This is a genomic window from Mangrovimonas sp. sgz306409 (genome assembly GCF_059735265.1).
On the sequence record NZ_JCAPEU010000003.1, the window covers coordinates 203,114 to 228,852 of the forward strand.

Annotated in this window: 24 protein-coding genes; 11 read left to right on the forward strand and 13 right to left on the reverse strand. The window is 38.3% G+C overall.

Annotated elements, in window-relative coordinates; translation table 11 throughout:
- Positions 1-207 precede the first annotated feature (207 nt).
- Genes AC6I5C_RS06650 through AC6I5C_RS06665 form a run of 4 tightly spaced genes read left to right on the forward strand, consistent with a single transcriptional unit; the run spans position 208 to position 3,661 of the window.
- Positions 208-2,610, forward strand: a complete 2,403-nt coding sequence (locus tag AC6I5C_RS06650; protein ID WP_497904480.1) for a patatin-like phospholipase family protein — start codon at positions 208-210, stop codon at positions 2,608-2,610.
- Between the two features lie 39 nt (positions 2,611-2,649).
- Positions 2,650-2,874: a hypothetical protein gene (locus AC6I5C_RS06655; RefSeq protein ID WP_497904481.1), complete on the forward strand. Its 225-nt coding sequence runs from the start codon at positions 2,650-2,652 to the stop codon at positions 2,872-2,874.
- A 29-nt stretch (positions 2,875-2,903) separates the two neighbouring features.
- Complete coding sequence (locus AC6I5C_RS06660) at positions 2,904-3,263, forward strand: hypothetical protein (protein WP_053978571.1); 360 nt, start codon at positions 2,904-2,906, stop codon at positions 3,261-3,263.
- Between the two features lie 8 nt (positions 3,264-3,271).
- Positions 3,272-3,661 (forward strand): YchJ family protein, encoded by a 390-nt coding sequence (locus AC6I5C_RS06665; RefSeq protein ID WP_497904482.1) that lies wholly within the window; start codon positions 3,272-3,274, stop codon positions 3,659-3,661.
- 39 nt (positions 3,662-3,700) lie between these two features.
- On the opposite strand, the gene AC6I5C_RS06670 is transcribed toward AC6I5C_RS06665, so the two are convergent.
- The 3 genes from AC6I5C_RS06670 to AC6I5C_RS06680 all read right to left on the reverse strand — a co-directional run bounded on the left by AC6I5C_RS06670 (position 3,701) and on the right by AC6I5C_RS06680 (position 8,474).
- The gene (locus tag AC6I5C_RS06670; RefSeq protein ID WP_497904483.1) at positions 3,701-6,133 is read right to left on the reverse strand and encodes a glycoside hydrolase family 95 protein; all 2,433 of its coding nucleotides are present in this window, start codon (positions 6,131-6,133) and stop codon (positions 3,701-3,703) included.
- A 161-nt stretch (positions 6,134-6,294) separates the two neighbouring features.
- A complete protein-coding gene (locus AC6I5C_RS06675) occupies positions 6,295-7,770 on the reverse strand; it encodes a sensor histidine kinase (RefSeq protein WP_497904484.1) in 1,476 nt (491 codons plus the stop codon).
- 5 nt (positions 7,771-7,775) lie between these two features.
- Positions 7,776-8,474: a winged helix-turn-helix domain-containing protein gene (locus AC6I5C_RS06680; protein WP_497904485.1), complete on the reverse strand. Its 699-nt coding sequence runs from the start codon at positions 8,472-8,474 to the stop codon at positions 7,776-7,778.
- Positions 8,475-8,693: 219 nt separating this feature from the next.
- On the opposite strand from AC6I5C_RS06680, the gene AC6I5C_RS06685 reads away from it, so the two are divergent.
- A complete protein-coding gene (locus AC6I5C_RS06685) occupies positions 8,694-9,449 on the forward strand; it encodes a spondin domain-containing protein (protein WP_497904486.1) in 756 nt (251 codons plus the stop codon).
- Between the two features lie 77 nt (positions 9,450-9,526).
- Here AC6I5C_RS06685 and arsB read toward each other — a convergent pair whose 3' ends face one another.
- From arsB to AC6I5C_RS06715, 6 genes are all read right to left on the reverse strand, one after another.
- Complete coding sequence (gene arsB, locus AC6I5C_RS06690) at positions 9,527-10,573, reverse strand: ACR3 family arsenite efflux transporter (RefSeq protein WP_497904487.1); 1,047 nt, start codon at positions 10,571-10,573, stop codon at positions 9,527-9,529.
- Positions 10,573-11,193, reverse strand: coding sequence for an arsenate-mycothiol transferase ArsC (locus AC6I5C_RS06695; RefSeq protein WP_497904488.1), 621 nt, complete (start codon positions 11,191-11,193; stop codon positions 10,573-10,575). The genes arsB and AC6I5C_RS06695 overlap by 1 nt, the downstream gene beginning before the upstream one ends.
- Before the next feature lie 14 nt (positions 11,194-11,207).
- The gene (locus AC6I5C_RS06700; RefSeq protein WP_497904489.1) at positions 11,208-11,672 is read right to left on the reverse strand and encodes a DUF6428 family protein; all 465 of its coding nucleotides are present in this window, start codon (positions 11,670-11,672) and stop codon (positions 11,208-11,210) included.
- Between the two features lie 44 nt (positions 11,673-11,716).
- On the reverse strand, positions 11,717-12,046 hold the full coding sequence (locus tag AC6I5C_RS06705; RefSeq protein ID WP_053978545.1) for an ArsR/SmtB family transcription factor: 330 nt from the start codon (positions 12,044-12,046) through the stop codon (positions 11,717-11,719).
- 83 nt (positions 12,047-12,129) lie between these two features.
- Positions 12,130-13,347 (reverse strand): metallophosphoesterase, encoded by a 1,218-nt coding sequence (locus AC6I5C_RS06710; protein ID WP_497904490.1) that lies wholly within the window; start codon positions 13,345-13,347, stop codon positions 12,130-12,132.
- Between the two features lie 7 nt (positions 13,348-13,354).
- Complete coding sequence (locus AC6I5C_RS06715) at positions 13,355-13,945, reverse strand: CDP-alcohol phosphatidyltransferase family protein (RefSeq protein ID WP_053978549.1); 591 nt, start codon at positions 13,943-13,945, stop codon at positions 13,355-13,357.
- A 288-nt stretch (positions 13,946-14,233) separates the two neighbouring features.
- Between AC6I5C_RS06715 and AC6I5C_RS06720 the strand changes: the two genes are divergently transcribed.
- Both AC6I5C_RS06720 and AC6I5C_RS06725 read left to right on the forward strand, forming a co-directional pair.
- Positions 14,234-14,620, forward strand: a complete 387-nt coding sequence (locus AC6I5C_RS06720) for a hypothetical protein (protein ID WP_497904491.1) — start codon at positions 14,234-14,236, stop codon at positions 14,618-14,620.
- Between the two features lie 67 nt (positions 14,621-14,687).
- Positions 14,688-15,539, forward strand: coding sequence for a universal stress protein (locus tag AC6I5C_RS06725; protein ID WP_497904492.1), 852 nt, complete (start codon positions 14,688-14,690; stop codon positions 15,537-15,539).
- Between the two features lie 36 nt (positions 15,540-15,575).
- On the opposite strand, the gene AC6I5C_RS06730 is transcribed toward AC6I5C_RS06725, so the two are convergent.
- From AC6I5C_RS06730 to AC6I5C_RS06745, 4 genes are all read right to left on the reverse strand, one after another.
- Complete coding sequence (locus tag AC6I5C_RS06730; RefSeq protein ID WP_497904493.1) at positions 15,576-18,074, reverse strand: glycoside hydrolase family 95 protein; 2,499 nt, start codon at positions 18,072-18,074, stop codon at positions 15,576-15,578.
- Between the two features lie 166 nt (positions 18,075-18,240).
- On the reverse strand, positions 18,241-19,674 hold the full coding sequence (locus AC6I5C_RS06735) for an FAD-dependent monooxygenase (protein WP_497904494.1): 1,434 nt from the start codon (positions 19,672-19,674) through the stop codon (positions 18,241-18,243).
- A 1-nt stretch (position 19,675) separates the two neighbouring features.
- Positions 19,676-20,347 carry a phosphoglycolate phosphatase gene (locus AC6I5C_RS06740; protein ID WP_497904495.1) on the reverse strand — a complete coding sequence of 224 codons (672 nt, stop codon included), beginning with the start codon at positions 20,345-20,347 and terminating at the stop codon, positions 19,676-19,678.
- Between the two features lie 355 nt (positions 20,348-20,702).
- Positions 20,703-21,476 (reverse strand): helix-turn-helix domain-containing protein, encoded by a 774-nt coding sequence (locus AC6I5C_RS06745; protein ID WP_497904496.1) that lies wholly within the window; start codon positions 21,474-21,476, stop codon positions 20,703-20,705.
- A 256-nt stretch (positions 21,477-21,732) separates the two neighbouring features.
- On the opposite strand from AC6I5C_RS06745, the gene AC6I5C_RS06750 reads away from it, so the two are divergent.
- The 4 genes from AC6I5C_RS06750 to AC6I5C_RS06765 are packed head-to-tail and all read left to right on the forward strand — an operon-like array spanning position 21,733 to position 25,681.
- Positions 21,733-22,128 carry a YbjN domain-containing protein gene (locus AC6I5C_RS06750; RefSeq protein ID WP_497904497.1) on the forward strand — a complete coding sequence of 132 codons (396 nt, stop codon included), beginning with the start codon at positions 21,733-21,735 and terminating at the stop codon, positions 22,126-22,128.
- 21 nt (positions 22,129-22,149) lie between these two features.
- Positions 22,150-22,860 carry a PspA/IM30 family protein gene (locus tag AC6I5C_RS06755; RefSeq protein ID WP_497904498.1) on the forward strand — a complete coding sequence of 237 codons (711 nt, stop codon included), beginning with the start codon at positions 22,150-22,152 and terminating at the stop codon, positions 22,858-22,860.
- A gap of 59 nt (positions 22,861-22,919) precedes the next feature.
- A complete protein-coding gene (locus AC6I5C_RS06760) occupies positions 22,920-23,573 on the forward strand; it encodes a hypothetical protein (RefSeq protein WP_497904678.1) in 654 nt (217 codons plus the stop codon).
- Between the two features lie 17 nt (positions 23,574-23,590).
- Positions 23,591-25,681, forward strand: coding sequence for a flotillin family protein (locus AC6I5C_RS06765; RefSeq protein ID WP_497904499.1), 2,091 nt, complete (start codon positions 23,591-23,593; stop codon positions 25,679-25,681).
- The last annotated feature ends 58 nt before the right edge of the window (positions 25,682-25,739 follow it).

Consider the following 25,739-nt stretch of genomic DNA (forward strand, 5'->3'; position numbering starts at 1 on the left):
AAAATCGACAAACAACACCTTTCTACTTTGTGTGTTTTTTAGGGTAGGAATTTTATATTAGTTTCGTAAGTTTAATCTGTAATTGATTGATTTGCAGCTTTTTGATTGTGGTTGGTTTGGAGGGGGAATGGAATCTAAATAATCTCTAATTTTAACTGAAATTTATCTGTAAATGTTGTTTCTTGTTGTACGAAAACACACAATCAAATGAAGGCCGGTAACTTTTTAAAAACTATCTTGTTTTCAAAAGTGAAAATGTATAAAAAATCCCTTTTAGGAATCTTCTTTTTTATGCTGTTGGTCGTGCCTGCAAATTTGATGGCTCAAGACAAAAGTCCTCAAGAAGAAACTTCTCAACAAGAAAAACCTAAGGTGGCTTTGGTACTTAGTGGTGGCGGAGCTAAAGGGATTGCCCATATCCCATTAATACAAACTTTGGATAGTTTGGGGATTGTACCAGATTTAATTGTTGGTACCAGTATGGGGAGTGTGGTAGGAGGTCTTTATGCCATAGGATATTCTGGAGATAGTATTGCAAAATTGGCTCAAACAGCCAAGTGGAATGATTTGTTGGGAGGAACTGTTTCGCTTAAAGATGTTGGGGTGGAAGAAAAGAGTGAATTCCAACGGTATTTGTTGAGTTTGGATGTAGTTGACGGCAAACCTCAAATAAAACCTTCTATTTTAAGGGATCAAAACCTTAGGGAGTTTTTTAGTCTGTTAATGCACCCGGTTTACAATATTGAGAATTTTGATGAACTGACAATTCCCTTTCGAGCCATTGCTACCGATTTGGTGAACGGTCAAAAGGTCGTTCTAAAAGATGGGCAGTTGGGGGTAGCTGTTAGGGCAAGTATGTCCATTCCAAGTGTGTTTGCACCTGTGCCTTATAGGGGAACGCTTTTGGTGGATGGCGGGGTTGTGGACAATTTTCCAGTAGATGTCGCCAAAGAAATGGGGGCAGATATAGTCATAGGTAGTGATGTTGGGGGAGGCTTGCAGCCTATGGAAAAACTCAATAATATGGCTACTATTTTGTTTCAAACCTCCATGCTTACTAGTAATCTTAAAAATGAAGACAGTAGGGCGCAATGCGATATTTTGTTAGACCATACCCAAAATTTGAGCTATTCCACTCAAGATTTCGAGAAAAGTGGAATTATTTATGAAGAAGGAAAGGTGGCAAGGGATCTCAGTGTATCTGCTTTGGTTACTTTGGCTGATAGTTTAAAACAATTTCCGCAGCGGGAACATAAATTGCCAAAGGTTTCGGATACTATTCATATCGATAGGATTGTTTATCAAAATATAAGTGAACCTAATTTAAATTTGGTTAAGGCCAGAACATTATTGGAGGCCAATAAAAGCTACACGACCCAAGAAATTGTACAGGCGATAGATAGAGCCATGGGTACGGAACTTTTCTTTCAAATCAATTATTATTTGGAGGACAAGCAAGGTGCTACCATTTTAAATTTGGTGGTTTCAGAAAAGAGTCAGCACCAACTTAGTGGCGCCTTACATTATGATACCAATCATGGAGTAGGGCTCATTGCCAATTACACGGGACGAAACATTTTAGGGAACGCTTCACGAGTGTTGATAGGATTGGATATTGCAGAACAACCAAGATTTCGGGTGCAGTATCAAACCAATTTTGGGAAACTTAAAAACTGGTGGTCGCGTACAGAAATTTTTGGAGAGCGTATCAATCAGCATTATTATGGAAATGGTGTAAGAGGGGATGAACTGATAAATAAATACAATAGGGTCAATACCCAATTCAATAGAAATTTGAATCCCTTTAAAAGTTATATCGGGTTGGATTTGAGCTATGAGTATTCCAAAATCAAGCCTAAAACAGATCCGGAAATCAACAACAATGCCTACGACATAAGACGCTACAGTTTTAATAATTTCGAATTGAGCGCCCACTTTTCCTATAACAGTTTCCATCAGGTCTTTTTTCCAAAACGAGGGACAAGAATAATTACAAGAATTGGGAGGTCGTTGGTACATGATGTAAATGTGTCGTATGTGGAGCAATTTGAATATGATGCCCAAGGAAGTACCGATGGCTTTACAAAAGTTAGTTTTGAATATGAAAGGCGCATTCCCTTAAGTCCAAGTACCTCGGTAATTGTTGGAGCTGATGCAGGCTATATGTTTTTGGACGCACCCGATGATGATGACGTTTCTTTTCTGGATCATGGACATTCTGGGAAATTCTTTTTAGGAGGCAACTTGGATAAGCCTAGGCGGGACACCTACAAATTTCAAGGGATTGATCATGCCGAATTAGTGGTGACGCAATTCACCAAATTTAATTTGGGATGTCAATGGAGCCCAGTTAGAAAAGTCTATGTAACACCTTATGCCAATTGGGCCTATGTGGGATTTGGAAGCTTTAAGGATTATATGAAGCATGCCTTTAAGGAGCAAGACAAATGGATTAATTCTGATGATCCCGGAATTATGTTTTCAACAGGTCTTACCCTTTCGTATGCCTCGTTTTTGGGGCCTGTTCATTTCGATATGTCTTATATGAACAACCTAAGTAGCCTGCAGCTCTTTTTTAGTGCGGGCCTATTGTTAAACATTCCGGATTAATTCTAAAACTATTTTCACTTTTAAAACCTCAAACCAACCATGAAATTATTAAAGCACACAGCTCTTTTAGGTGTTGCGGTATGCCTGTTGAGTTCCTTCACCATTGCAGAGACTAATGTGTATATTTGCAAAGGCAATTACAGTAAAAAATATCATTACAATAAATCTTGTCGAGGCCTGTCCAACTGCTCTACGGATATTTACAAGGTATCCTTGGCAGAAGCTAAGGAGTTAAAAAGAACACTTTGCGGGTGGGAAGATTAGTCTCTAAACATAAAACAGAATACATTTTGATGACGGTTGAGGATATTGTGGGCAATTTTAGCCTATTGGGAAAGAATCAGGATGATACCGAACATTCCTATAAAGGCGTTTTGACTTTGGAATTGGATGCCAACAATAGAATAGTGGCCAATTGGTTGATTAATGGAGAACAGGTGCAAACGGGTACTGGGTTTTTCAAGGATCAAATCTTGGTGCTTAACTTTAAGTACAAAGGTGAAGACGGAAATACCTATAAAGGCGTTGCGGTTTACCGTTGTATTTCTGCCGATGTTTTGGATGGATTTTGGTCTGAAAAGCATGGAAACCCTCTGTATTTGGGGGAAGAACATTGCTTTAGAATTAAAGATAAAAAAGAACTCGTTAATTAATCATTGATATGCAATGTCCGTGCAACCCTTCCAAATTATACAGTGAATGCTGCCAAAAGGCGCATGATAACATTCTGTCGGTGACTACTGCAGAAGCTTTAATGCGTTCTAGATTCAGTGCCTTTGTTCTGGCTGACATCGATTATTTGCAGAAAAGCCATCATAGCAGTAAGCGTCCCTCAAAACGGGAAAAGAAAGAAATTCAGCTATGGGCAAAGTCAGTAGATTGGATAAAGTTGGAAGTACTGAACACTACTAAAGGAACCGCTTCAGATGATACCGGAACTGTAGAATTTAAAGCCTTTTTTATGGAAGATGGCAACATACAAGTCATCCATGAAAACTCTAGATTCTGCAAGGAACAAGGGCATTGGGTGTATCTTGACGCTGTAGAATAAACCTTTTAAGAATTTGGAAATAATAAAACCGTTGAGGTGCTATTCCTTAGAAATAGCACCAAAAGGGTTCTGTTCTTTTAGAGGGAAGTATGCCTTTCCCTTTTCGGTGTCTAAAGTGATTTTTTGTCCTTTAAATTCCAAGGTACATTCACCTCCTTCTTTAGAAAATACTTTTATATCAACGGGAATACCTGCTGCCCAAGTGACATCTACTACAAAGCCACCACGGGCACAAAGTCCTTTGTAGCTTCCATTGGCCCAAGATTTTGGTAGGGCAGGTAACAAACGAATGCTTCCAGATTGACTTTGCAACAACATTTCAGCAATACCAGCTGTGGTTCCAAAATTGGCATCTATTTGAAATGGTGGATGCGAAGTGAATAGGTTAGGATTGGTGCTTTTTTGCAATACCATTTCCAATCCGTGAAGGGCATTTTCAGCTTCCCCCAATCTGGCATATTGATTAATCAGCCAAGCGGCACTCCAACCGGTATGGCCACCACCATTGGCAATTCTAAAATCCATAGATTTCTTGGCTGCTGCAGCCAATTCAGGGGTTTCATCAACATCTATTTGATAGCCTGGGTGCAAACCAAATAAGTGGGAGATATGGCGGTGCCCTTGCTCTACTTCCTCAAAAGCTTCATTCCATTCCATCAATCGGCCATCTGCCCCTATTTTAGGTTTTGCCAAACGCTCTTGGGCAGCTGTTACCTGCTGTACAAATTCATTGTCTATTTTCAAGGCATTGGAAGCGTCTATGAAGTTTTTAAAGAGTTGCCAAATCACCTGCTGGTCGTGAGACGGTCCCATAGAAATCTGACACTTGCTGCCATCTGGAGCAATAAAGGTGTTCTCTGGTGATACCGATGGACCAGATACCAAGTCGCCTGTAAGTTTGTCTTCAACCAACCAATCCATATAAAATTGGGTAGAAGCCTTTAAAATAGGGTAGGTGTCTTCCAAAAAAGCTTTGTCCAAAGTGAAGTAATAATGTTCCATAATATGGGAGGTCAGCCAAGCACCGCCTGTAACGTGCATCCCCCAACTGGCACCTTCTCCAGGAGAAGTGTAGCCCCAAACATTGGTGATGGGGTGCACCACCCAACCATCAGAATTATAATGAATTTTGGCAGTTTCTGACCCCGGAGTTTGCAGTGTTTTTGTTAAGTCGAAAAGAGGTAAGTGCATTTCACCCAGATTGGTGGTTTCGGCTGGCCAATAGTTCATTTGCACATTTACATCCGTATGGTAATCGCCATTCCAAGGGGTTTGAACTTTGTTGGCCCAAATGCCTTGTAAATTGGCTGGAAGGGTTCCTGGTCTAGAGGACGAAATCAATAGGTAGCGCCCATATTGAAACAACAATTCTACTAAATGCAAATCGGTTGTTGAGGTTTTAAAGTTTTGAAGCCTTACATCTGTTGGAATGGTATCCCTTAGGTTGGAAGTCAAACTTAAATCGACTCTTTTGTAGTATTGTTGGTAATCTGTTATATGCCTTTTTAAAAGATTTTCATAAGACGTTTGCTTTCCTTTTTGAAGGTGTGTTTGGGTAAGGTCTTTATAAGGGCGTCCTTTGTATTTTGGATAGTCCAACACATAGTCCGTAGAAGCGGTTAGCAATAAGATAACTTCATCAGCATTTTTAACCACAAGTTCGTTATCTGTAAAACTAAGGTCTCCACTTTTATTGACTGCAGAAAGGCGTACCATATAGTTCAGTCCTTCACCTTCTTTACCGTCCGTCATAGTACCTTCCATGATCAATTGATCATTTTCAGTGTGGATTTGAGAGTGTTCAGGTCTACTCATACTAGTACTGAAGGACAGTTTTCCTGGTTGGTCTGCTGTTAATTTGATGACCATCAATTGGTCTGGATGACTCACAAAAACTTCTCGTTTGTAGTTGACATCATCTTGGGTATATTGAATTCTGGAAACCGCATCTTCAAGATCCAATTCTCTATGGTAATTTTCGTAAGGTTGTTTGTTTTCAAAATCAATCCATAAATCACCCAAGGTTTGGAAGCAGCCAAAAGGAACATTGGCCCCGCTACCATACCCAGATCCCACGCCTTTACAGATTTGGGTGGCGTTGGTGAGTTCTGTGGCCTCTTTGTATTTGCCTTCGTATAAAAGCTCTCGGATTTTTCCAAGGGCCGGAAAAGCGTCTGGATTATTATTGTCGTTTTCACTTCCAGACCACATACTTTCTTCGTTCAACTGAATACGTTCCTTGTGTACATCGCCAAACACAACAGCTCCAAAAGCACCATTTCCCATAGGCAGACCTTTAAGCCATTCAGCATCGTCGTTCCATCCATTTGGATCGTCGGTTACCGAAGCCTTGGCGGGGTCCTTGTACCATAATTTCATGTTGGAGGTCTGTGGTTCTGCAGTTTGTTTTTCACAGGAAGTGAAGCTTATGGCTAAGCCTAAAAAGGCGATTAGATATAATTTAGATGTCATATGGAATGGTGTCTTCTAAAATTTTTAAGGGTTAAGGTCTAAGTGACCTTAATAAAAGGTAAAGATAACCAATTCCCTTGATATTACTGGATTTTTAGAAGGGTTATCAACTCAGTAAAGGTGGTATTTCTGTGAATGGAAGACTGCTTTTGAAATTTGATTTACACCGTTGATAGCCTTTTTATGGGAAGGCTAAAGAAAAACTCTGTACCTTGATTAAGTACGCTTTTAACGTGTATGGACACTTGATGTAAATCCATAATGCGCTTTACAATGGCAAGGCCAAGTCCGCTTCCTTTTTTGGAATCAGTTAGAAATTTCCCTTTTCTGTAACGTTCAAAAATATGAGGCAATTCTTCATTAGAAATACCACTTCCAGTATCGGAAATGCTTACTTTGAGCTCGTCTTCATTTCTAGACAATTCCAAAGTCACCACATCACCTTGTTCGCAATGGTTGATAGCATTGTCGATAATATTTTGAAGCGCTCTGTCAATTAAGGCGATATCGGCATACACCAAAGGCAAATCTTTTGAATAAACCGTATTGATACTAACGCCCTTTTTCTGGGCAATGATGCGGTATTTGTCGGCAATATCTTGGATGATTTCTGCCATTTGTACGGGTTCATAATCTAGCGTTCGTTGTTCTGCTTCCAATTTGCTCAGTTCAAATAAATCATCGACCAATTTTTTGAGCTTGTCAGAATTTTTGAGCACAATTTCCATATAGCGCTCTTTTTGTGCTTCAGTCAGTTCATCACCTTTAATCATTAGGGTTTCCACAAAGCCTCTAATGGACGCAATGGGTGTTCTAAGGTCGTGGGAAATATTGGCAATCAATTCTTTTCTAAGATTGTCTACGCTTTGAAGTTCTTCAATATTGGAGGCGATGGTATCGGCCATATCGTTAAAGGTATTGGCCAAAAGCCCCATTTCACCTTGTTTAACGCCTTTAACCCGCGCATCGTGATTTCCGGCCTTAAATTCCCGAAACGTTGAGGTGATCTTGTTGAAATTCCGCGTAAGCAAATAAATGGTCAATAAAGAAATGACCAAGGCAGCTAAAAGAGCATACAACATATTTCGGACACTGAGTTTACGGATGTAACTAGCTTCGTGTTCTTTGATGAGCGCGTCATAATCGTTACCTCCAACAATAGTGTAAATGTAACCAACGGTTTGTCCTTGGTGAGTATAGGGAGCAGCAGAAAATATCTTTTTGCCACCGATGGTTTTAGGGTCATCACCTTTAATATAGATTTGACCGTCTTTGGAAATAAATTCCCTTACGGGATCTAAATCTATTGAAGTTGCTTTCACCTCCTTGTTCATGGCTACATGTTTGAGGATGTTACCTTTTAGGTCTAAAAGATAGACCTCCGTGGCAGGATTGGTAGCCATTACGTGGTGCATTAAATCTCCCATTTTTGATTCTACTACCGAGTCACCATCAAATAGGCCTTGCACTTCTTCTACAATGTATTTGGACACATCCTTATTGAGTCCTTGGGTGATTTCATCATGATAATCTTCCGAAAGCTTTACAGAGGAATTACTTATCAAAAAGGCCAAGCCCAAAAAAAGGAGGGTTAAAACTGCCGCAATTTTGTAAAATAAGGTGTTGCTTGTTTTCATGATTTTTAATCTTCAGGAAATCTGTACCCAACGCCCCAAGTGGTCAGGATAAATTCTGGTTGACTGGGATCCTTTTCCAATTTTGCTCTTAACCTGTTAATGTGTGAGTTGACGGTGTGCTCATAGCCTTCAAATTCATACCCCCAAATACGGTGCAACAGTTGGGCACGGCTAAAGGTTTTACCTGGGTGATTGGCCAAAAGTGAGAGCAGTTCATATTCCTTTGGGGTAAGACTCAAGCGTTCGTTGTTGAATTCTACTTTTCGTAGTTCCTGGTTGATCAATAGGTTTTTAATCTTGATATCGGGCAATTTTTGGCCTTCATTCTCGTGATTATCAAATGTGGAACGTCTTAAAATTGCTTTCACGCGGGCTTGAACTTCCCTCACACTAAACGGTTTGGTAATATAATCGTCTGCGCCAGTTTCCAAACCTAAAATTTTGTCAATTTCATCACTTTTGCTGGTCAACATCATGATTGGTGTGTGAATTTTACTCGCCCTTAAATCCCTACAAATGTCCATGCCTTTTTTTCCAGGCAGCATTAAATCCAGAATAATCAAATCGTAATCGGTTTGCGTAGCTTCAATATAACCTTCACTGCCATGGTAACAACAACGTACTTTGGTTTGATCGTCCTCTAGGTTGATAGCTATCAATTCGGCAATGTGCCTGTCGTCTTCGATCACTAATATATTGGTCATGAAATGGATTCTTTTCAAGCAAGTTAGCGAAGAATTTTCGAAAAAGTATCACAATTGTATCACATTCTAAAAAAGGTGAAACAACCAGAAGTGCTTGGTGGATAAAGGTGAATTTAAAGAAGCACTGTATAAAAATGTGACACATCCTTTACAACCTTGTTATAGGATTGTGATACTTGGCGAGTAGGTTTGTGTAGTCAACAATTAAAATCAATTATTATGAGAACAGTATTATGTATGATCGCGTTTATGGCCTTAATGTTTACGGCCTGTACAAATGAAACAGAAGCCATGGCCAGTGAGGCAGGGACTTCTGAAGAAGCCGCTAGAAAGGCTAATGAAAACAATGCGTTTACCACTTTTAAGGTAACCATTGCGAACATTGGCGCCGAAACAACCTACCCAACGGTGCTTTCTCCTGGGGTGTTTGTGGTTCAAAAGAAAAACACCATGCCTTTATTCATGGCTTGGGAAGCTGATTATGGGGAAGGTGTAGAGGGTATTGCCGAGGATGGTAACCCAAGTATGTTACATGAAAGTTTAAGCAATGCGGCCAACCCGGATTTACGATCTTTTGGGGTGTTTAATACCCCTATGGGAGCTGATATGCCGAGTCCTATTACACCAGGAAATTCTTATGAATTTTATGTAACGGCCAAACACAATGATTATTTGAACTTTGTAACGATGTATGCCCAGTCCAACGATATTTTTATTGCACCAGAGGCTATGGGAATCGCTTTGTTTGATGATAACAAAATGCCCATTAGTGGAGATGTGAGCATGTATTTGTCGCTTTGGGATGCGGGAACAGAAGTAAATGAAGAACCAGGGATTGGACCTAACCAGGCACCTAGACAATCGGCTCCGAATACTGGAGAAGATGAACATGGTGTTGTGAGAATGGTGGACGACGGATTTACCTATCCAGAAATTGCCGATTTTATTCAAGTAACGGTAACTCCTATGGAATAGTGGAAGCAAGTTTAGTTGAAAAGAAAAAATGCCCTGAATAAGGGCATTTTTTCTTTCAATAGGTTTCTGAAAATATACTAGGCTTTGGCCTTTATATAGTATTTGTCTTTCAACCAAAAGGCAACTTTTACCAATAAAATCAGAGCTGGTACTTCAACCAGGGGACCAATAACGCCTGCAAAGGCCTGCCCAGAATTCAATCCAAATACGGCAATGGCAACGGCTATGGCCAATTCAAAATTGTTTCCCGCTGCGGTAAAGGCTACTGAGGCAGTTTTGTCATATTCGGCACCCATGGATTTGGTAACGAAAAATCCAATGATGAACATTAATCCGAAATAGATCAATAACGGAATGGCAATAATGAGCACATCCATTGGTATTTCAACTATCAATTCCCCTTTTAGGGAGAACATGATCACAATGGTAAACAATAAGGCAATAAGTGTCATTGGAGAGATTTTAGGTATAAAAGTATTCATATACCATGCTTCATCTTTCAGTTTGACTAAAATCAATCGGCTTAAAATCCCCATTAGGAAAGGAATTCCAAGGTAAATAGCCACACTTTCGGCAATGGTTCCAATGGAAATATCTACTATAGCGCCTTCAAATCCAAAATAGGGAGGAAGTATGGTGATAAAAATCCAAGCGTAAAAGCTATAGGCAAAGACTTGGAAAATGCTGTTGAGCGCTACCAATCCTGCACCATATTCGCTACTACCTTCGGCAAGGTCGTTCCAAACCAACACCATGGCAATACAACGCGCCAAACCAATGAGGATCAATCCCACCATATATTCTGGATAATCCCTAAGGAAAATAATGGCCAAAACGAACATTAATATTGGGCCTACAATCCAGTTGAGCACCAATGAAATGGATAGGATTTTCTTGTTTTTGAACACTTGTGGCAACAAGGCGTAGTTCACTTTTGCCAAAGGAGGATACATCATTAAAATCAACCCGATGGCAATGGGAATGTTGGTAGTGCCTTGGTTAAATGAGTTGATGTAATCTGGAAAGGAAGGGATAAAATATCCCAAACCAATACCAATTGCCATGGCAACGAAAATCCATAGCGTAAGATTACGGTCTAGAAAACTTAATTTTTTTGTAGCCATTAGTTAGTTTGGATTTTTGAGAATACATAAAAGAGTTCAGTAGCGATTTGTGTGCTGCGTTCGCTGTATTTTTCAGCTTGCTGAGGTGTGTTGTCGAAGGCTTTTGGGTCTTTAAACATAATTGGAATGCGTTGTTCTGCACCAGGAACAATAGGGCAGGCTTCGTTGGCGGAATCACAGGTCATAATGGCTGCAAATTCAGATTTTGGATTGAATTCATCATCCATTTTTTTTGAAAAACCAATGATTGGGTGGGCGTTTTTAGCATATTTTATACTGTAAACGGGATTGGTGCCTTCGGATAATCTGGCAATTTCAAATCCTGTGTTCTGAAGGGTTTGCGCAGCCATAGGAAATAAGGCCGTGGCTTCTGTACCTCCCGAATAACAAAACACTTGTTTGATCCCAAAATGGCAGGCCATGGTTTGTGCCCAAACTTGCGATAAGTGACTTCTTCTTGAATTGTGGGTGCAAATAAAATTGATACGGATATCGTTTTTCTGTGCTACTTTTTGTTGAATATAATCCACAAGAGGCTGAAGGATTTCTTTGCGTTCTTCCGAAATTGAATTCACATTTAGGGTGGAGATGAACTCCTCTATACTTTTAAATAATGACATATTTTGAATGGTCTTTAACAACAACCGCTATTGGGTGTGCAACAAGCGTTTTGAAGGTCTGATAGTTTTACTTTTGGTTTTTGGGCAGGGATGCCACAGTTGTCTTTTGCCAAACAATCTGTTTGTTTTGTGGTAAGTTGGAAGTTAGTGCCGTCAAAATCCAACCCAAATTTTTGAATGGTCTCTCCTTGGTATTCCACTTCAATTTCGGCATCATTAAGGCCAAGGGTCTTTTCTGAAAGTTCTATAATGTGCACGAGTTTTTCTGGATGCAAACGGTGATTGTAATCGTTGGCATTCCAAAGCTGGAAGTTGATGACTTCTTCCTGTCTCACAGTTCCACCACAATCGATAAAATGCTTCGTGATTTTGCCTATTTCCGTTACGTGGAAATGTTCAGGAACCAAGGTTCCGTTTGGTAATTGGAACGCTAGAGTTTCCAACTGTTCCAAATGTTTTTTTACTTCTGATAGTTTCATATCTATAGGTTTTTAGCAAAGCTGCAATTAAACATGTTTGAATTTTAGCAACAATCCGTTTTTGGTATGTCCTTGTTGAGGAATTCAGAGAGAAGGGTTTTCATCTCCGTCCAATTTTCTTTGTGAATGCAATAGCACACACTGGTGCCTTCAATATTTCCCTTAATCAAGCCAAGTTGTTTGAGTTCTTTTAAATGTTGTGAAATGGTTGGTTGCGCCAAGCCAATTTCTTCAACCAAATCACCACAGGCACAAGCATCAATTTTGAACAAATGTTCTAGAATTGCCACTCTTGCAGGGTGACCAAACGCTTTTGCCAATAGGGCTATTTGGTTTTGGTAATCGGTAAATATTTCGGTTTTGGTGATGCCCATAAGCTCTTTAATTGTTTCATTGCAATATTACGATTAAGTAAGGCGGTAACAAAATTATTTTTCTTAAAATGTATCACTTAATGTTATTTGCTATATAATTCAAACCAAGTAATTTCGGGGCGCATGCCTAATCTTCCTGGGAATCCTAGCCAGCCTAAACCTTTGTTGACGTATAAAAATTGCTCATGGTGCATGTACAGGCCTTCCCAATGTTTGTACTTGTATTTTATGGGACTCCAAGTTTTGTTTTTGTAATTGACCCCGAATTGCATACCATGGGTGTGACCCGACAGGGTTAAAGCAATATCCGTATTATCCAAAACCTCTTCACTCCAATGGGTGGGATTGTGCGAGAGTAGAATCTTAAAAGGAATGTGCTCTGTGTTTTTCATTGCCTTTTGTAAATCGCCATATTGTTTAAAAGGAGGCGTGCCCCAATTTTGCACGCCAATTATGGCAATACTTTGGTTGTTGGTTTCTAGATTTTCAGACTCATCCATAAGTAATGTGAAGTCAATTTTTTTGAAAAAATTCAGTATACCCTCAAAATTTTCTTCTTTGTCCTTGTCATTGTCCCATTTGGAATAATCGCCATAGTCGTGATTGCCCAGCACAGCATATTTACCCTTGGTAGCCTTTAGTTTATTTAGCACTTTATCCCATCCAATCAGTTCCCAAGCATAGTTATTGACAAGGTCACCCGTAAAAACAATCACATCGGGATGAAGGTCGTTGATGAGTTTGACCGCTTTTTCTAGGATATCATATTTATAGTTGAAACTGCCAATGTGCAGATCAGAAATTTGGACAATTTTTAATCCATGAAAAGCTTCAGGAAGCTTCTTGAAATGTAATTTATGGTGAATGATTTTAAAGCGATAAACCGCTTTGAAAATTCCGTAGAGAATCACGGCAAAAGGAAGCAAGCCAGCTAAAAGTCCTACAATTGGAATAATGACTGCCGATTCGGTTTCAGAAAAAGCTTGATTGGCATAAAAGAGAATTGAGATAATAATTACAAAGACTATTTTGGGAATAAAGGAGGACACGGTGAGTCCGTACAAAGAAGAAATGAGTAGGTGCTTTCTTCTGGGATTGATATCGTCCAAAATGACTTTTAAGATAATGATGCCCACTACCAAACCAATAGAAAAACACCAGAACAAAACATTTACTGTAATTTTTAAAATGGAAGAATTAAAAAGACTGGTAATGGATTGTAGCCAGTAAAAGGCCAAAGCATCAACAAGCAATAAAGCGAGGCATAAAAGTAATATTGAAAACAATGAATAACTTTTCATGACCCTTCTATTGTTTGTTTTCTAAACGCCGTTTGTCCCGTAAGGCCCAATAAATTCCTTTAACATCCGAGGCCCAATTGTCGTACATAAAAATAAGGGTGATTTCTTCTATAGTTTCCAAGATGCCAATAATCAACATGATGTAAAAAAGCGCATACACTGGACTAAAAAATAAGGACCAGAGAATGAATACACTCTGTACCACTGCAGACAGTTTTGCCAAATAGGTATGAAATGCTGTGGCTTTGCCATATTTGTAATAGGCTATGAACATTTGGAGAATAAAGGGGAGAAATGCAATTAGAATTAGGGTAAGGTTGGTTTTGATAAAATCAGTTTCAAAATACAGTAGCCCCAATAAACCAACAATTAGGGTAAGTTGGTCGCCAATTGAGTCCAACTGGGAACCCCTTGGACTGGTTATTTTCAATTTTCGAGCCAATTGACCGTCAATGGCATCTGTGAGGTAGCTTACAAGCAATAACCAAGAAAACACCAATCTTAAATCTAACCAGATCAGCGCTAAAAGCAATGGGGAACTGATGATTCGGTAGAAAGAAAACCAATCGGCGATATTAAAGTTTTTAAAAGTAAACATGTTGTGTTTAAACCTTTTGCTGCTAGGTATGATTAATTTAAAAAGAAATACGTTGCATTGCAAATGTCCTTATTACGGACGATAGGAATAAAGATACGTTTGTACAACAAATTTTACTATGATATTTCTCAGATTATTAGGATGTTGTGCATTGAAAACTGGGAGATAAATTCCCTTACATTGATAAATATCATTTTATGTTAACTAGTTTATTTATAGCTTAGTGAGGATAATGTGTTATCATGATAAAACAGGTTTTTGGGGTGCTAACACAAAAACTAACATACAATGGACACTTCAGTTTTTTTAACTAAATTTTGGGGATGGTATCTCATCATTTTCTTCTTTGTATTAAGTTTTAACCCAAAACGTATACGGCAAATATTTAAGGATTTAAGGAATGAAAAATTTCTTATCCTCACCGCTTTTATTGCCATATTGGTGGGATTGCTCAATATTCTGTTTCACAACATTTGGGAAATGAACGAGAAACTCATCATTACCCTAATTGGTTGGGCCTCTTTGTTCATTGGATTGGCTTTATTCATTTTTCCTAAGCCTACGGTAGATTGGCTGGAGTTTTTAAATATAAAACTGGTACAGGTTTTTTATATCCTTTTGTTCTTGGTCGGCCTTTTTTTGCTGAATACAGCTTATGGCATAGTCACTATTTAAGGGAGGAGCTAAGGAACAGTTGAGAGTATATCTACGGTCTTTTAAAAAGTTCTAAAATTATGTAGTCATGAAAAAAATACTTTTACCAACAGATTTTTCCGAAAACTCTTGGAATGCCATAAAATATGCACTGCAATTGTTCAAAAATGAGGAATGTACTTTTTTCTTGTTAAATACCTATGCGCCTGCGGTATATCAAGTAGAATACCTTTTGGTAGTCCCCGAACCCGATGGGGTATTGGATTCTTTTAAAGAAAATTCCCTGAAGCATTTGGAAAGTTTGAAGGAAAGGATGCAAACGGAATTCAACAACCCTAAACATTCCATAGAAACCATTTCTATTTTTAACACCTTGGTAGAGCAGGTCAATGAAGAGGTAAAGGATAAATCTATAGACTATGTAGTGATGGGGACAAAAGGCGCTACAGGTGCTAGGGAAGTGCTTTTTGGATCCAATACGGTGTTTGTATTTAAAAAAGTGAAATGTCCAATCATTGCCGTGCCTGAGACTTTTACTTATGAATCTCCTCATGAAATCTTATTCCCAACAGATTATGGAATTGACTATCAGGCTGAGCACATACAACCCCTTTTGGACTTAATAGGAAAGAATGTTGCGAGGGTCAATATTTTGCACGTGGTAAAGGGAAATGGCTTGTCGGAGTTTCAGGAACAGAATAAACAGAAATTGGAACGCTATTTTAAGCATTCGGCATATGTATTCCACAGTGTACAAAATGAAACGGTGCAAGAAGCCATCACAAATTTTCAACTAAAGGTTAGAGTAAATTTATTGGTGATGCTAAATAACAAGCACTCGTTTTTTGAAAACCTATTTTTTAAATCAACCATTAACCAAATAGGTTTTCATTTGAACATTCCGTTTTTTGTCATTCCTACCAAGCTTGGGAAAAAATAACAGGGTTTTAAAGACCTTCGTGTTATGAATAGTTCATCATTCTAAACTGAGATTAATAATCTCTTCAGGATTTGTAATAATATCATATTCATAGACTTTCACTTCAGAAGTTTCCATGCCTTTGGTTGAATGTATTAAAGGGCTTAGGGTTGGTCTAACCCTAAAATATGGATTAGGGTTATCTCCATTCGCTTCTGTAATATTTTCACCTTTTAAAGGAACATAGGAACGAATACGGCAATTACCGCCCAATGTGGATTTTATCGTTGCATTGGCTAGTGTTCCATTTTTCCAATTTATATCCACAGTAAACCCTCCATATGTTTTTAGGCCCTTAATGGAGCCTTCTTTCCATGTGTCAGGTAAAGCCGGAAGTAGATGGATAGCTCCATCGTGACTCTGCAATAACATTTCGGTAATCCCTGAGGTGCAGCCAAAATTGCCATCAATTTGAAAAGGTGGGTGGGCATCAAATAAGTTGGGATAAGTGCCTCCTTCGTGACTTCCATCATCTTGTATGGATGGTTTTAGTTGGTCCTTGATTAATTTCAACGCATGATTTCCGTCCAATAATCGCGCCCAAAGGTTGACTTTCCAGCCCATGGACCATCCTGTAGATTTATCGCCGCGCGCTAGTAATGAGGTTTTGGCTGCAGTAAACAAATTAGGCGTTCTAAAAGGTGATATTTGGTTGGATGGAAATAGACCATATAAATGAGATACATGGCGGTGTTTATCGCCTTCCTGGTCCCAATCCTCCATCCATTCTTGAAGTTGCCCCCAATTACCCACTTGCATAGGAGCTAATTTGGGTAGTATTGAACTTAAACTGTCGGCATATGTTTTGTCAATCCCTAGGTTTTTGGAAGCCTCAATAACATTGTTGAAGACATCATTAACCAGCTGATTGTCCATAGTGGTCCCACCTGCAATGGTAGTTTTTTCATGGTGGGAATTTTCCGGAGACATAGATGGACAAACCACCAACCATTTATTTTTGGGTTCTTCAACCAAGATATCTTTATAGAATAATGAGATCCCTTTTAAAATTTGGTAATTCTCTTTCAAAAAATCTTTATCTCCTGTAAACAGGTAATGGTACCAAAGATGTTGACTCAACCAAGCACCTCCCATTGGCCATAAGCCGTAATAACCCCCATCTACAACTCCAGATATTCGCCATATGTCGGTATTATGGTGGATGTTCCAACCTCTAGCGCCGTAAATTTTTGAGGCTGATTCTACGCCAGTTTTTGAAATATCCCCAATAAGGTCGAACAATGGGCTGTGCATTTCCGAAAGGTTGGTTGGTTCGGCAGGCCAATAGTTCATCTCTGTATTGATGTTGACAGTGTATTTGCTATCCCATGGCGGTTTTATTTTGTTGTTCCAAAGTCCTTGAAGGTTGGCAGCCTGGGTTCCTGGTTGTGAACTTGAAATTAAAAGATAGCGTCCAAATTGATAGTACAATGCAACTAATTGAGGATCATTAGAAGTGTTAAACTGCTCTAAACGTACATCTGTTGGATTGTTGATGGAATCTGTTGTCCCAAGATCAATTTCAACCCGGTCAAAATAGTTTTTGTACGCGGTTGTATGCGCTTTTTGTAACTCAACAAATTCTTTTTTATAGGCTGTTTCTAATAATTTGGAAGCTTTTAAATCGGCATCCTCTGTGAGGTCATTGTAGGACTTGAAATTGGTAGCTACCGATAAGTAAATTATTAGTTTGTCGGCATTGGAAATAACCAATGAACTGTCCGTTGAAGTGAGCTTTCCTCCAAAAAGCTTTGGCTTAACTATGGATGTGAATTTTACACTCCCTTTTTTGTTTTCGTAATCACTACTGATGCCTCGCAAGCATAAGGCATTGCTGTTCACTTCTAAATTCTGATTTTCATGAGGGCTATTAACCGAAAGGATACAAGAAATGCTAGAAGGGGTGTTGGAAGATATTTCAACTGCAATAATATCATCTTCAAGGGATGCGATGACCTTTCTTTGATAGTTGATACCGTTGGCGGTGTATTTTACGGTAGACACGGCATTTGAGATGTCTAAATCTCTGTAATAATCGGTAATATTTGTGCTGTCAGGTAAGGTTATTTGCAAATTGCCCACTGGCTGATAGCACATACCATAGTTGGTTCCCTTACTTGCTCGACGTGGCAAATAGGTATTTGCCAAATCTTGAGCTTCCTTATATTTGCCTTCAAAAATGAGCTGACGAATTTTGGGTAAGTGTTCCTTAATCTCTGGGAGTATATTGTTTCCAGGCCCCCCGGCCCAAACAGTTTCTTCATTAAACTGAATGACCTCTTGGTTGGTTTTGCCATAAACCATGGCGCCAATTCTTCCGTTCCCAATAGGTAAAGCCTCCTCCCAAAGTTTTGCGGGCTTATCGTACCAAAGTTTAAGATGTTTTTCGGGAGTTGTTATTTCGGAAGGCTTATCCGCCGTACAATTTGAAAAAGAAATAGCAAGAAAGCCTACTGAAAGTAATTTGATTATAGTGTTCAATTTTGTCTTAATCATCAAGTTTGGTTTTTCAGGTTGATTAAAGACCGATTAGGTTCATCCAATCGTTCTTATTTTGTGTGAAAATACTGAACTTTTTTATCTTAAATTAAGAATGAAGACAAAAGGTATTATGACACTCTGTGTAATTATGGGTAAGCCGTGAATAGTGAGTGTACTGCGGCTATTTTTTTTCAATAAGCAATCTGGATAGGGCTTCCGGGTATCCACGTTGAATGACCAATTCGCTAGCGAAGTCATTAATTTCATCTATAGAGATACTATCCAATAAGGCGTTTTGCTCTAGTTTGGTTTGGATGGGAGGAATTATTTCTTCCTCTTGAATTTTATGGATGATTTGATTAGCAACCGTTAGGGCAGAAGAGGCTTTGATGATTTCGCTTCGCGCATAGGATTTACTGGGGAAACTAACCTCACCAACCCTTAAACTTGGATCGTCCCCAGAAATTTGCTGAGCTCCGTACAAAGGCGGTCCACCAAGAGTGGCAGATTCAAAAGAAGGTACAAATTTGGCAACAAAATCAATTGCTTTTTTTGTTCTGTTTTTAATTTCATTGTCTTCCCAACCGTTCTTTAATTTTTCCTTAATGTCATCATTAAATTCAGGCTGCGCTCCATTATCTTTTGACTGTACCAATCCATTTTCGAACAGTGTAATGTCCTTGGTCATCCCGTGAATTTGATAATAATCATCACAATAGGGAGTAAGTTGGGCCATCCCATTTGGAGTGCCGCGTTCTCCATGAAAAATGAGTTCAGGAATTAAACCAGAGATGGGCTGCCATTTTGAAACATAAGCAGCTTTAAATTCAATAAGACGTTTCGTGTTAATTCGTAATGATTCATCAAATTTTCCAGTATTAAAACCGCTTGAATTGACTAAATATTTGACTTTGTAAACTGCGTCGTGCGTATAAATCTCCCAATTATAGTCCAACTTATGATTTCGGAGATCTTTAATTTTGGTAACAGAGGTATTTGTTTTTAGGCTACATTGCTCAGATTTTTTCAAGGCTAATTGCGCTTGAGCTGCCAACCTGAAAAGGTTCCAGCCATATTCCTGAACCAGGATTACAGGTGTTTTTAATTTTTTGTAATCAATTAATTTAATGGCATTGCACATCCATTCGTCAGGAGAACTTGGACGTTCTATGGTTGGTTCCTTGAATAATGCCGTTAAATCTTCTTCATTATAAAGTTTGTAGTAGTCTTTTGGAGCTCCTAGGATTTCATTTTCGGGGTCTTCTTTTATTAATGTTTGGTAATAGGTCACCAACATATCAAGGCGTTCCAAAATGTTGCCAATATCTTGTTTTTCTGACTTAGGAATGCTTATAAATGTTGGTCTTTCGTCAATGGATTGTGGAAACAAACGTGCCATCTCTATCGACTGTTTCATGAGTATCTTGCACTGCTCGTCGGAAATCTCCGGATACAGATTTCCACCCGCATGCAAATGGCAAAACGGAGGGCCGTTAACCACACTGCTCTGCTGTTCAAACAAAATGCTATCTACGCCATAATTTGCCAATTCCAACGCAGTAACCACTCCAGAAATGCCTCCTCCAATAATACCAACATTGTAAATTTTGCTCATGCTAAAACAGTTTTTGGAGCTCAGAGAATTGATCCACTACAAGGGTAGGGTTGTAATCTGCAATATTTTCGTTGTAGTTGTACCCATAGCTCAGACCGATATTTTCCATCTTGGCATTTTGCGCCGCAAGAATATCGTTTTTGGAGTCACCCACCATAATAGACTTTTCTATAGTTGTATTCATGGTGTCGACCAAATGAAGTAGGGGAGCCGCATTGGGTTTTTTAAGAGGCAATGAATTTTCTCCAATCCAATATTTGAAGAACTGTTTGATTTTTAATTTATCCAAAATAGGTTCGATAAAATCCAACGGTTTATTGGTGCAGATTACCATATGGTAACCATTTTTATCTAGATAGTTTAAGGTGTCTAGGACTCCTGGATACATAAAGGTATCGACACAAGTGTCTTGCTTATAAGCTGAAAAATAAATATCAAAAGCTTCCTCCATAAGCGCCTCCGAAATACTGTTGTTTTGCATGGAAAGTTCCAGAGATCTACGTACTAAGGGTTTGGCGCCATTGCCTACAAAAGGCGTTACCTGTTTTATGGTTAATGGCAATAAATTGTAGTGTGATAACATTTTATTGATTGCCAAGGTAAGATCTGGAATGCTATTGATGAGCGTGCCATCAAAGTCGAAGATAATGAGTTCTTTGTCTTTAAAATTCACAATGCCTTATTTGTGGCAAAGATGCGGAAGTTTTCAGAGAATACTAAGTGTTTAGGGGAATTTTAAGAGTCTATGGGGGTATGTAAATTATTGGTGAATGTATATTATATTGTAATGAGTAGTTTTCCGCAAGGAAAATCAGAAACAATGAAGTACATGGTGATGTGTTTGGTTTTAAAGCCAATTCTTTGGTTCAATTGTGAGTCAGATTTCTATATTATTATCTTTATCTATGTCTAGAAGAAGGTTTTTAGTTTGACAGTGTAAAGTCCAATTGAATTGATTTTTGAATTATAATTTTACAAATGCATAAGAACTATGGGAAGGATTAGCTCTAAATTAGCACGTGGGAATTCTACGGCATTTGATCTTTGATCCTTAAGAGTTCCTGTTCTAGGAAATTTAATTTAGTCTTTATATTTAAAGTGCTTATTTGTTGATGGTTTTCTGAAGTTAGTTGGTGGAAATGGTAATTGATTTTATAGATTTCCTTTAAATCAGAAATTTCGTAGGTTATATCTTCTATATTATTGTGGTCTGCTTTAAAAATTAGACGATTGTCTGAATGTTGTAATCGTCGTAGTAACAATTTATGGTCTGTTAATGCTAAAACAATACTGTTGTCGGGTATTGATTTGTAGTTGCTTTTGTGGACTAACTCACCAATAACAATGTCTTTAGGGTATAATCCTTGATTGTAGTTGGTCATTTCCAAATTTTGTACCACGAATCCTAGAAGTTTTTTCTTTGTTGAAATTGGGAGTTGTATCGTGGGGAGCTGTTTTAAAAAAGTGTCATCTTCATGGTAACTAATAAAGTCCTTAATACTATGATCTGTTAGGTAAGGGATATTGGTTGTTTTCTCTATGTTTTTCTCTTCGCTTCCAAAAGGTATGTCTTCTTTGAATTTAAGTAAATTGTTGACTGTGAGTTCTTTTGTTAGCAGATCATCTATGCTTATGCTAAAATAATTAGCTATTTTGATTAAGGTGTCAATTTTGGGTTCACTGCGTTCTTCTTCGTAAGCGCCTAATGTTGCACGTTTTAGCTCAAAAAGGTCAGCGAATGCTTGCTGACTCATATTTTTAATATTTCTTATTTTCCTAATATTTTTACCAAAATGCGACATATTTAGCTAATTTTATTTGCTTAATAAAAAAATATTTGTAAATTTATCTAACAATATTAGCTAATATACAAATAAATATTAAAGTATTCTTGTTTTTTGAGTTGTCATGATTGTAATCTTTCCAGGTTAAACTATCAAGATATAATTTTTAAAAGCAATTGTATTGTGATATTTTTTTGCCAAAATAATTTGCAGGCCAATAAGCGTTTCAGTTATTTTGGTAGTATATTGTAACCAACTAAAACTAAATTTATTAATGAAGGACTATTTTCAAATCACAAAAGATTTTTTACTAGAATTAAATTTTACCATTACCCACCAGAGTCTAGAAGAAGGCGTTCTTGTTGTTCAAAAAGAAACTTTTGGAATAAAAAACCTGATTATTGGAGTAGCACCCCCAATCTTGATTTTGGAACAGTTTATATTCAATATAAGCAACCAAAATGAAAAGGTTTTTAGAAATCTATTACAGAAAAATAGAGACACAATCCACGGTGCCTTTTGCTTGGATGATAGCGGTAGGCGTGTAATATTCAGAGACACTTTGCAAATCGAAAATTTGGATTTAAATGAGCTGGAAGGCTCTTTGAACTCCTTGAGTTTGTTGATGAGTGAATATTCCGAAAAAATTATTGAATTTTCAAAATATTAAAAACTATTAAAACCATTCCATATGAACCTATTTAAAAGACTATTTAAAATTGGAGAAGCTGAAACAAATGCAGCTTTAGATAAAATGGAAGACCCTATCAAAATGACAGAGCAGGGCATCCGCGATATGAAACAAGACTTAGATAAAAGTCTGGAAGCCCTGGCACAGGTGAAAGCCATGTCAATCCGTTCCAAAAATGAATATGAAGAATACAACGATAAAGCGGTTGATTACCAAAGCAAAGCCATTTTAATTTTAAAGAAAGCCGAAAAAGGAGAAATGGAAGCACCAGAAGCGGATCGTTTGGCTCAGCAAGCTTTGATTAAGAAACAAGAATCAGAGCAGCAGGCTACCAGAGCAAAAGCGGATAGCGATAAGTTTGAAGATTCTATTGCCCAGTTAGAACAAAATATTCAAAGAATTAAAAGCAATATTAGCAATTGGGAAAACGAATTGCGTACGCTAAAAGCTAGGGTTAAAGTTTCTAGCGCTACCAAAAATCTGAACAAGCAAATGGCGGAAATTGATAGCAGTAGTACGGTTTCTATGCTAGAGCGTATGAAAGAAAAAGTAGCCCAGGAAGAAGCCTTGGCAGAAGCCTATGGCGATATTGCAAATACATCTAAATCTGTAGACGATGAACTAAATGCAGCGGTAGATTCTACGGAAGCAAAAGCATCAGACGACTTAGAAAAATTAAAACAACAATTAGGACTTAATAAACAGGAGTAACCTTGAGTAACATAGGCCATATCATATTTTCAGAGGTAAATATTACGCTTACCATCCTTATGCTATTGCTGATCGTCTATTGGGTTTTAACCATGGTCAGCGGTATCGACTTTGACTACGATGTAGACGTCGACATTGATTTAGATGTTGATGTGGACGCCGATACAGGCATAGAAGGTGGTAATATGGATTTCCAGGATATTGCAAATGCAGAGGTAGACAAGGAACAGGTGGTAGGTAACAGAAGGCAGCCATTAAAATGGTGGCAAATTGTGCTGATCTATTTCAACTTTGTCGGGCTCCCTTTTATGTTCACCTTTACCGCCTGGATATTTATCTGGTGGTTCGTTACGGTACTCATAACAAAACTTACCGGTAGTTACGAGAATGCTTTTGGCTTTGTAGTCATGCTGGGAGCTATGATTCCTTCGCTGTTTGTGACTAAGATTTTTACAACCCCTTTTAAAGGTTTCTTCAAAAATCTAAACAAAGACGGCGATAAAGCAGTAGAGTATTTGGGTAGAACTGGAACCATGTTGTCTAGTATTTCTGGAGAGCGCATGGGGAATGCCGAAGTTTTTATCAATGGGGATTCGTATAATATTTACGTAAAATCATTGGATGGATCACCTTTGCAATACCAACAAAAAATTTTAATTATCAATCAAGCCAATGACAAGAACTCCTTTCTTGTTCAGGCATATAACAACTAAATCAATTTAATTAACCAATGGGAGAGATTTTATCAATTATTGGAATGGGCTTAGGGCTTGTTCTTTTTTTGATGGTAGTATATTTTGCTATTATCGCAATGTTTTACAAAAAGGTACATCAAGGGCAAGCTTTGGTTCGTACCGGTTTTGGAGGTACCAAAGTAGCAACCGACAAAGGGTTGTATGTAGTACCGGTTTTCCACAGAGTGGAAGTAATGGATATTTCTGTAAAGAAGATTCAGATAGAACGTTTATCACAAGAAGGGTTGATCTGTAAAGATAACATGCGTGCCGATATTAAGGTTGCTTTCTTCGTTAGAGTCAACAACGATGTTAATTTTATAAAGAAAGTAGCGCAAACCATCGGAGTTGCCAGAGCGTCTCGTATAGAAACCTTAGAAGACCTCTTCGAAGCTAAATTCTCGGAAGCTTTAAAAACTGTAGGGAAGAAGTTTGATTTTATAGAGTTGTACGAAGCACGTCGTGAATTCCGTGACGAAATCGTAGACATTATTGGAACCGACTTAAATGGCTATACCTTAGAGGACTGTGCTATTGACTTTTTAGAGCAAACACCTATGTCGCACTTAAAAGCAGATAATATTTTAGATGCAGAAGGTATCAAAAAGATCACGGAGCTTACGGCGAATCAAAATGTAAAAGCCAACCTGATCAAACGCGATGAAGAGAAAACCATTCGCAAGCAAGATGTTGAAGCACGCGAAGCTATTCTGGCTTTAGACAAGCAATTGGCAGAAAAAGAAGAGCAACAAAAACGTGAAATTGCCAACATCAAAGCACGTGAAGAAGCAGAAACATTGAAAGTTGCCGAAGAAGAGCGTTTAAAATCAGAATCTGCGAGAATTGCTACTGAAGAAAAAGTAAAAGTAGCCGAAGAAAACATGCAACGCCAAATAATTGTGGCAGCTAAAAACAAGGAACGCACCAATGCTATTGAAAACGAGCGCGTAGAAAAAGACAGATTGTTGGAAGCTACCGAAAGAGAACGCGTGGTAACACTGGCTCAGATAGAGAAAGAGAAAGTCGTGGAGGTAGAGAAGAAAAACATTCAAGATGTGATTAGAGACCGCGTGATGTTAGAAAAAGGTGTGGTTGAAGAGCAAGAAAGCATGAAAGATATTGAAGCTTTCAAAACGGCCGACCGTGATAAGAAAGTGAAGATTACCAATGCTGAAGCGAAAGCGCAGGAAGAATTGATCAAAACGATCAAAGAAGCGGAAGCTAAGAAAGAAGCTGCCAAACAACGTGCAGAAGAAATAAACATTGAAGCATTGGCGCGTAAAGAGGCTAGCGAGAAAGAAGCTGAAGCACGCAAAACATTGGCAGAAGCCAAAGCAAAAGAAGAAGCCATCATTGGTATGTCTGAAGCACAGGTAATGCATGCAAAAGCAGATGCAAGCGAACGTCAGGGAATTGTGGATGCATCTATTATTGAGAAGAAAGCAAAAGCTGAAGCTGCGGGTATCGAAGCGAAAGCACAAGCCGAATTGAAAGAAGGAAAGGCACAAGCCGAAGTGATTAAAGACAAAGCCTTGGCCGATGCTGTTGGAATAGAAGAGAAAGCTGCTGCCATGAAGAAACTGGACGGCGTAGGAAAAGAGCACGAAGAGTTCAAACTGCGTTTAGACAAAGAATTACAGGTGGACTTGGCAAATATCAATATTCAGAAAGAAATTGCAGACGCACAAGCCTTGGTGTTGAGCGATGCCTTGAAAAACTCGAAAATTGATATTGTTGGTGGAGAAACTATGTTCTTCGATCAAATTGTTGGGCAAATTACCAGAGGTAAGGGAATCGACAGATTGGTGCAGAACAGTAGTAACATTCAGCAAGTGAAAGATTCTATTCTAGGGAGTGATGATATCCAAGGAAATTTAATAGAAAAAGTGAAAGAGTTTTCTGTTAAATATGGTATTTCTTCAGAGGATATCAAGAATTTAACCCTAGCCAATTTATTAATGGATTTAAAGAGAAAATCTAATGATGAACAAGAGCATACAATGTTTAATAATCTCTTTAATCTTGCTCAGGGGCTAGGAATGTCTAATAAGGTTGTTGGAGACCTTAAACAAAAATATTTAAAATAGTAACAAGGCATAATAAATAATGTTACCTCTGGCCTTAACGTCGGGAGTAACATTTTTT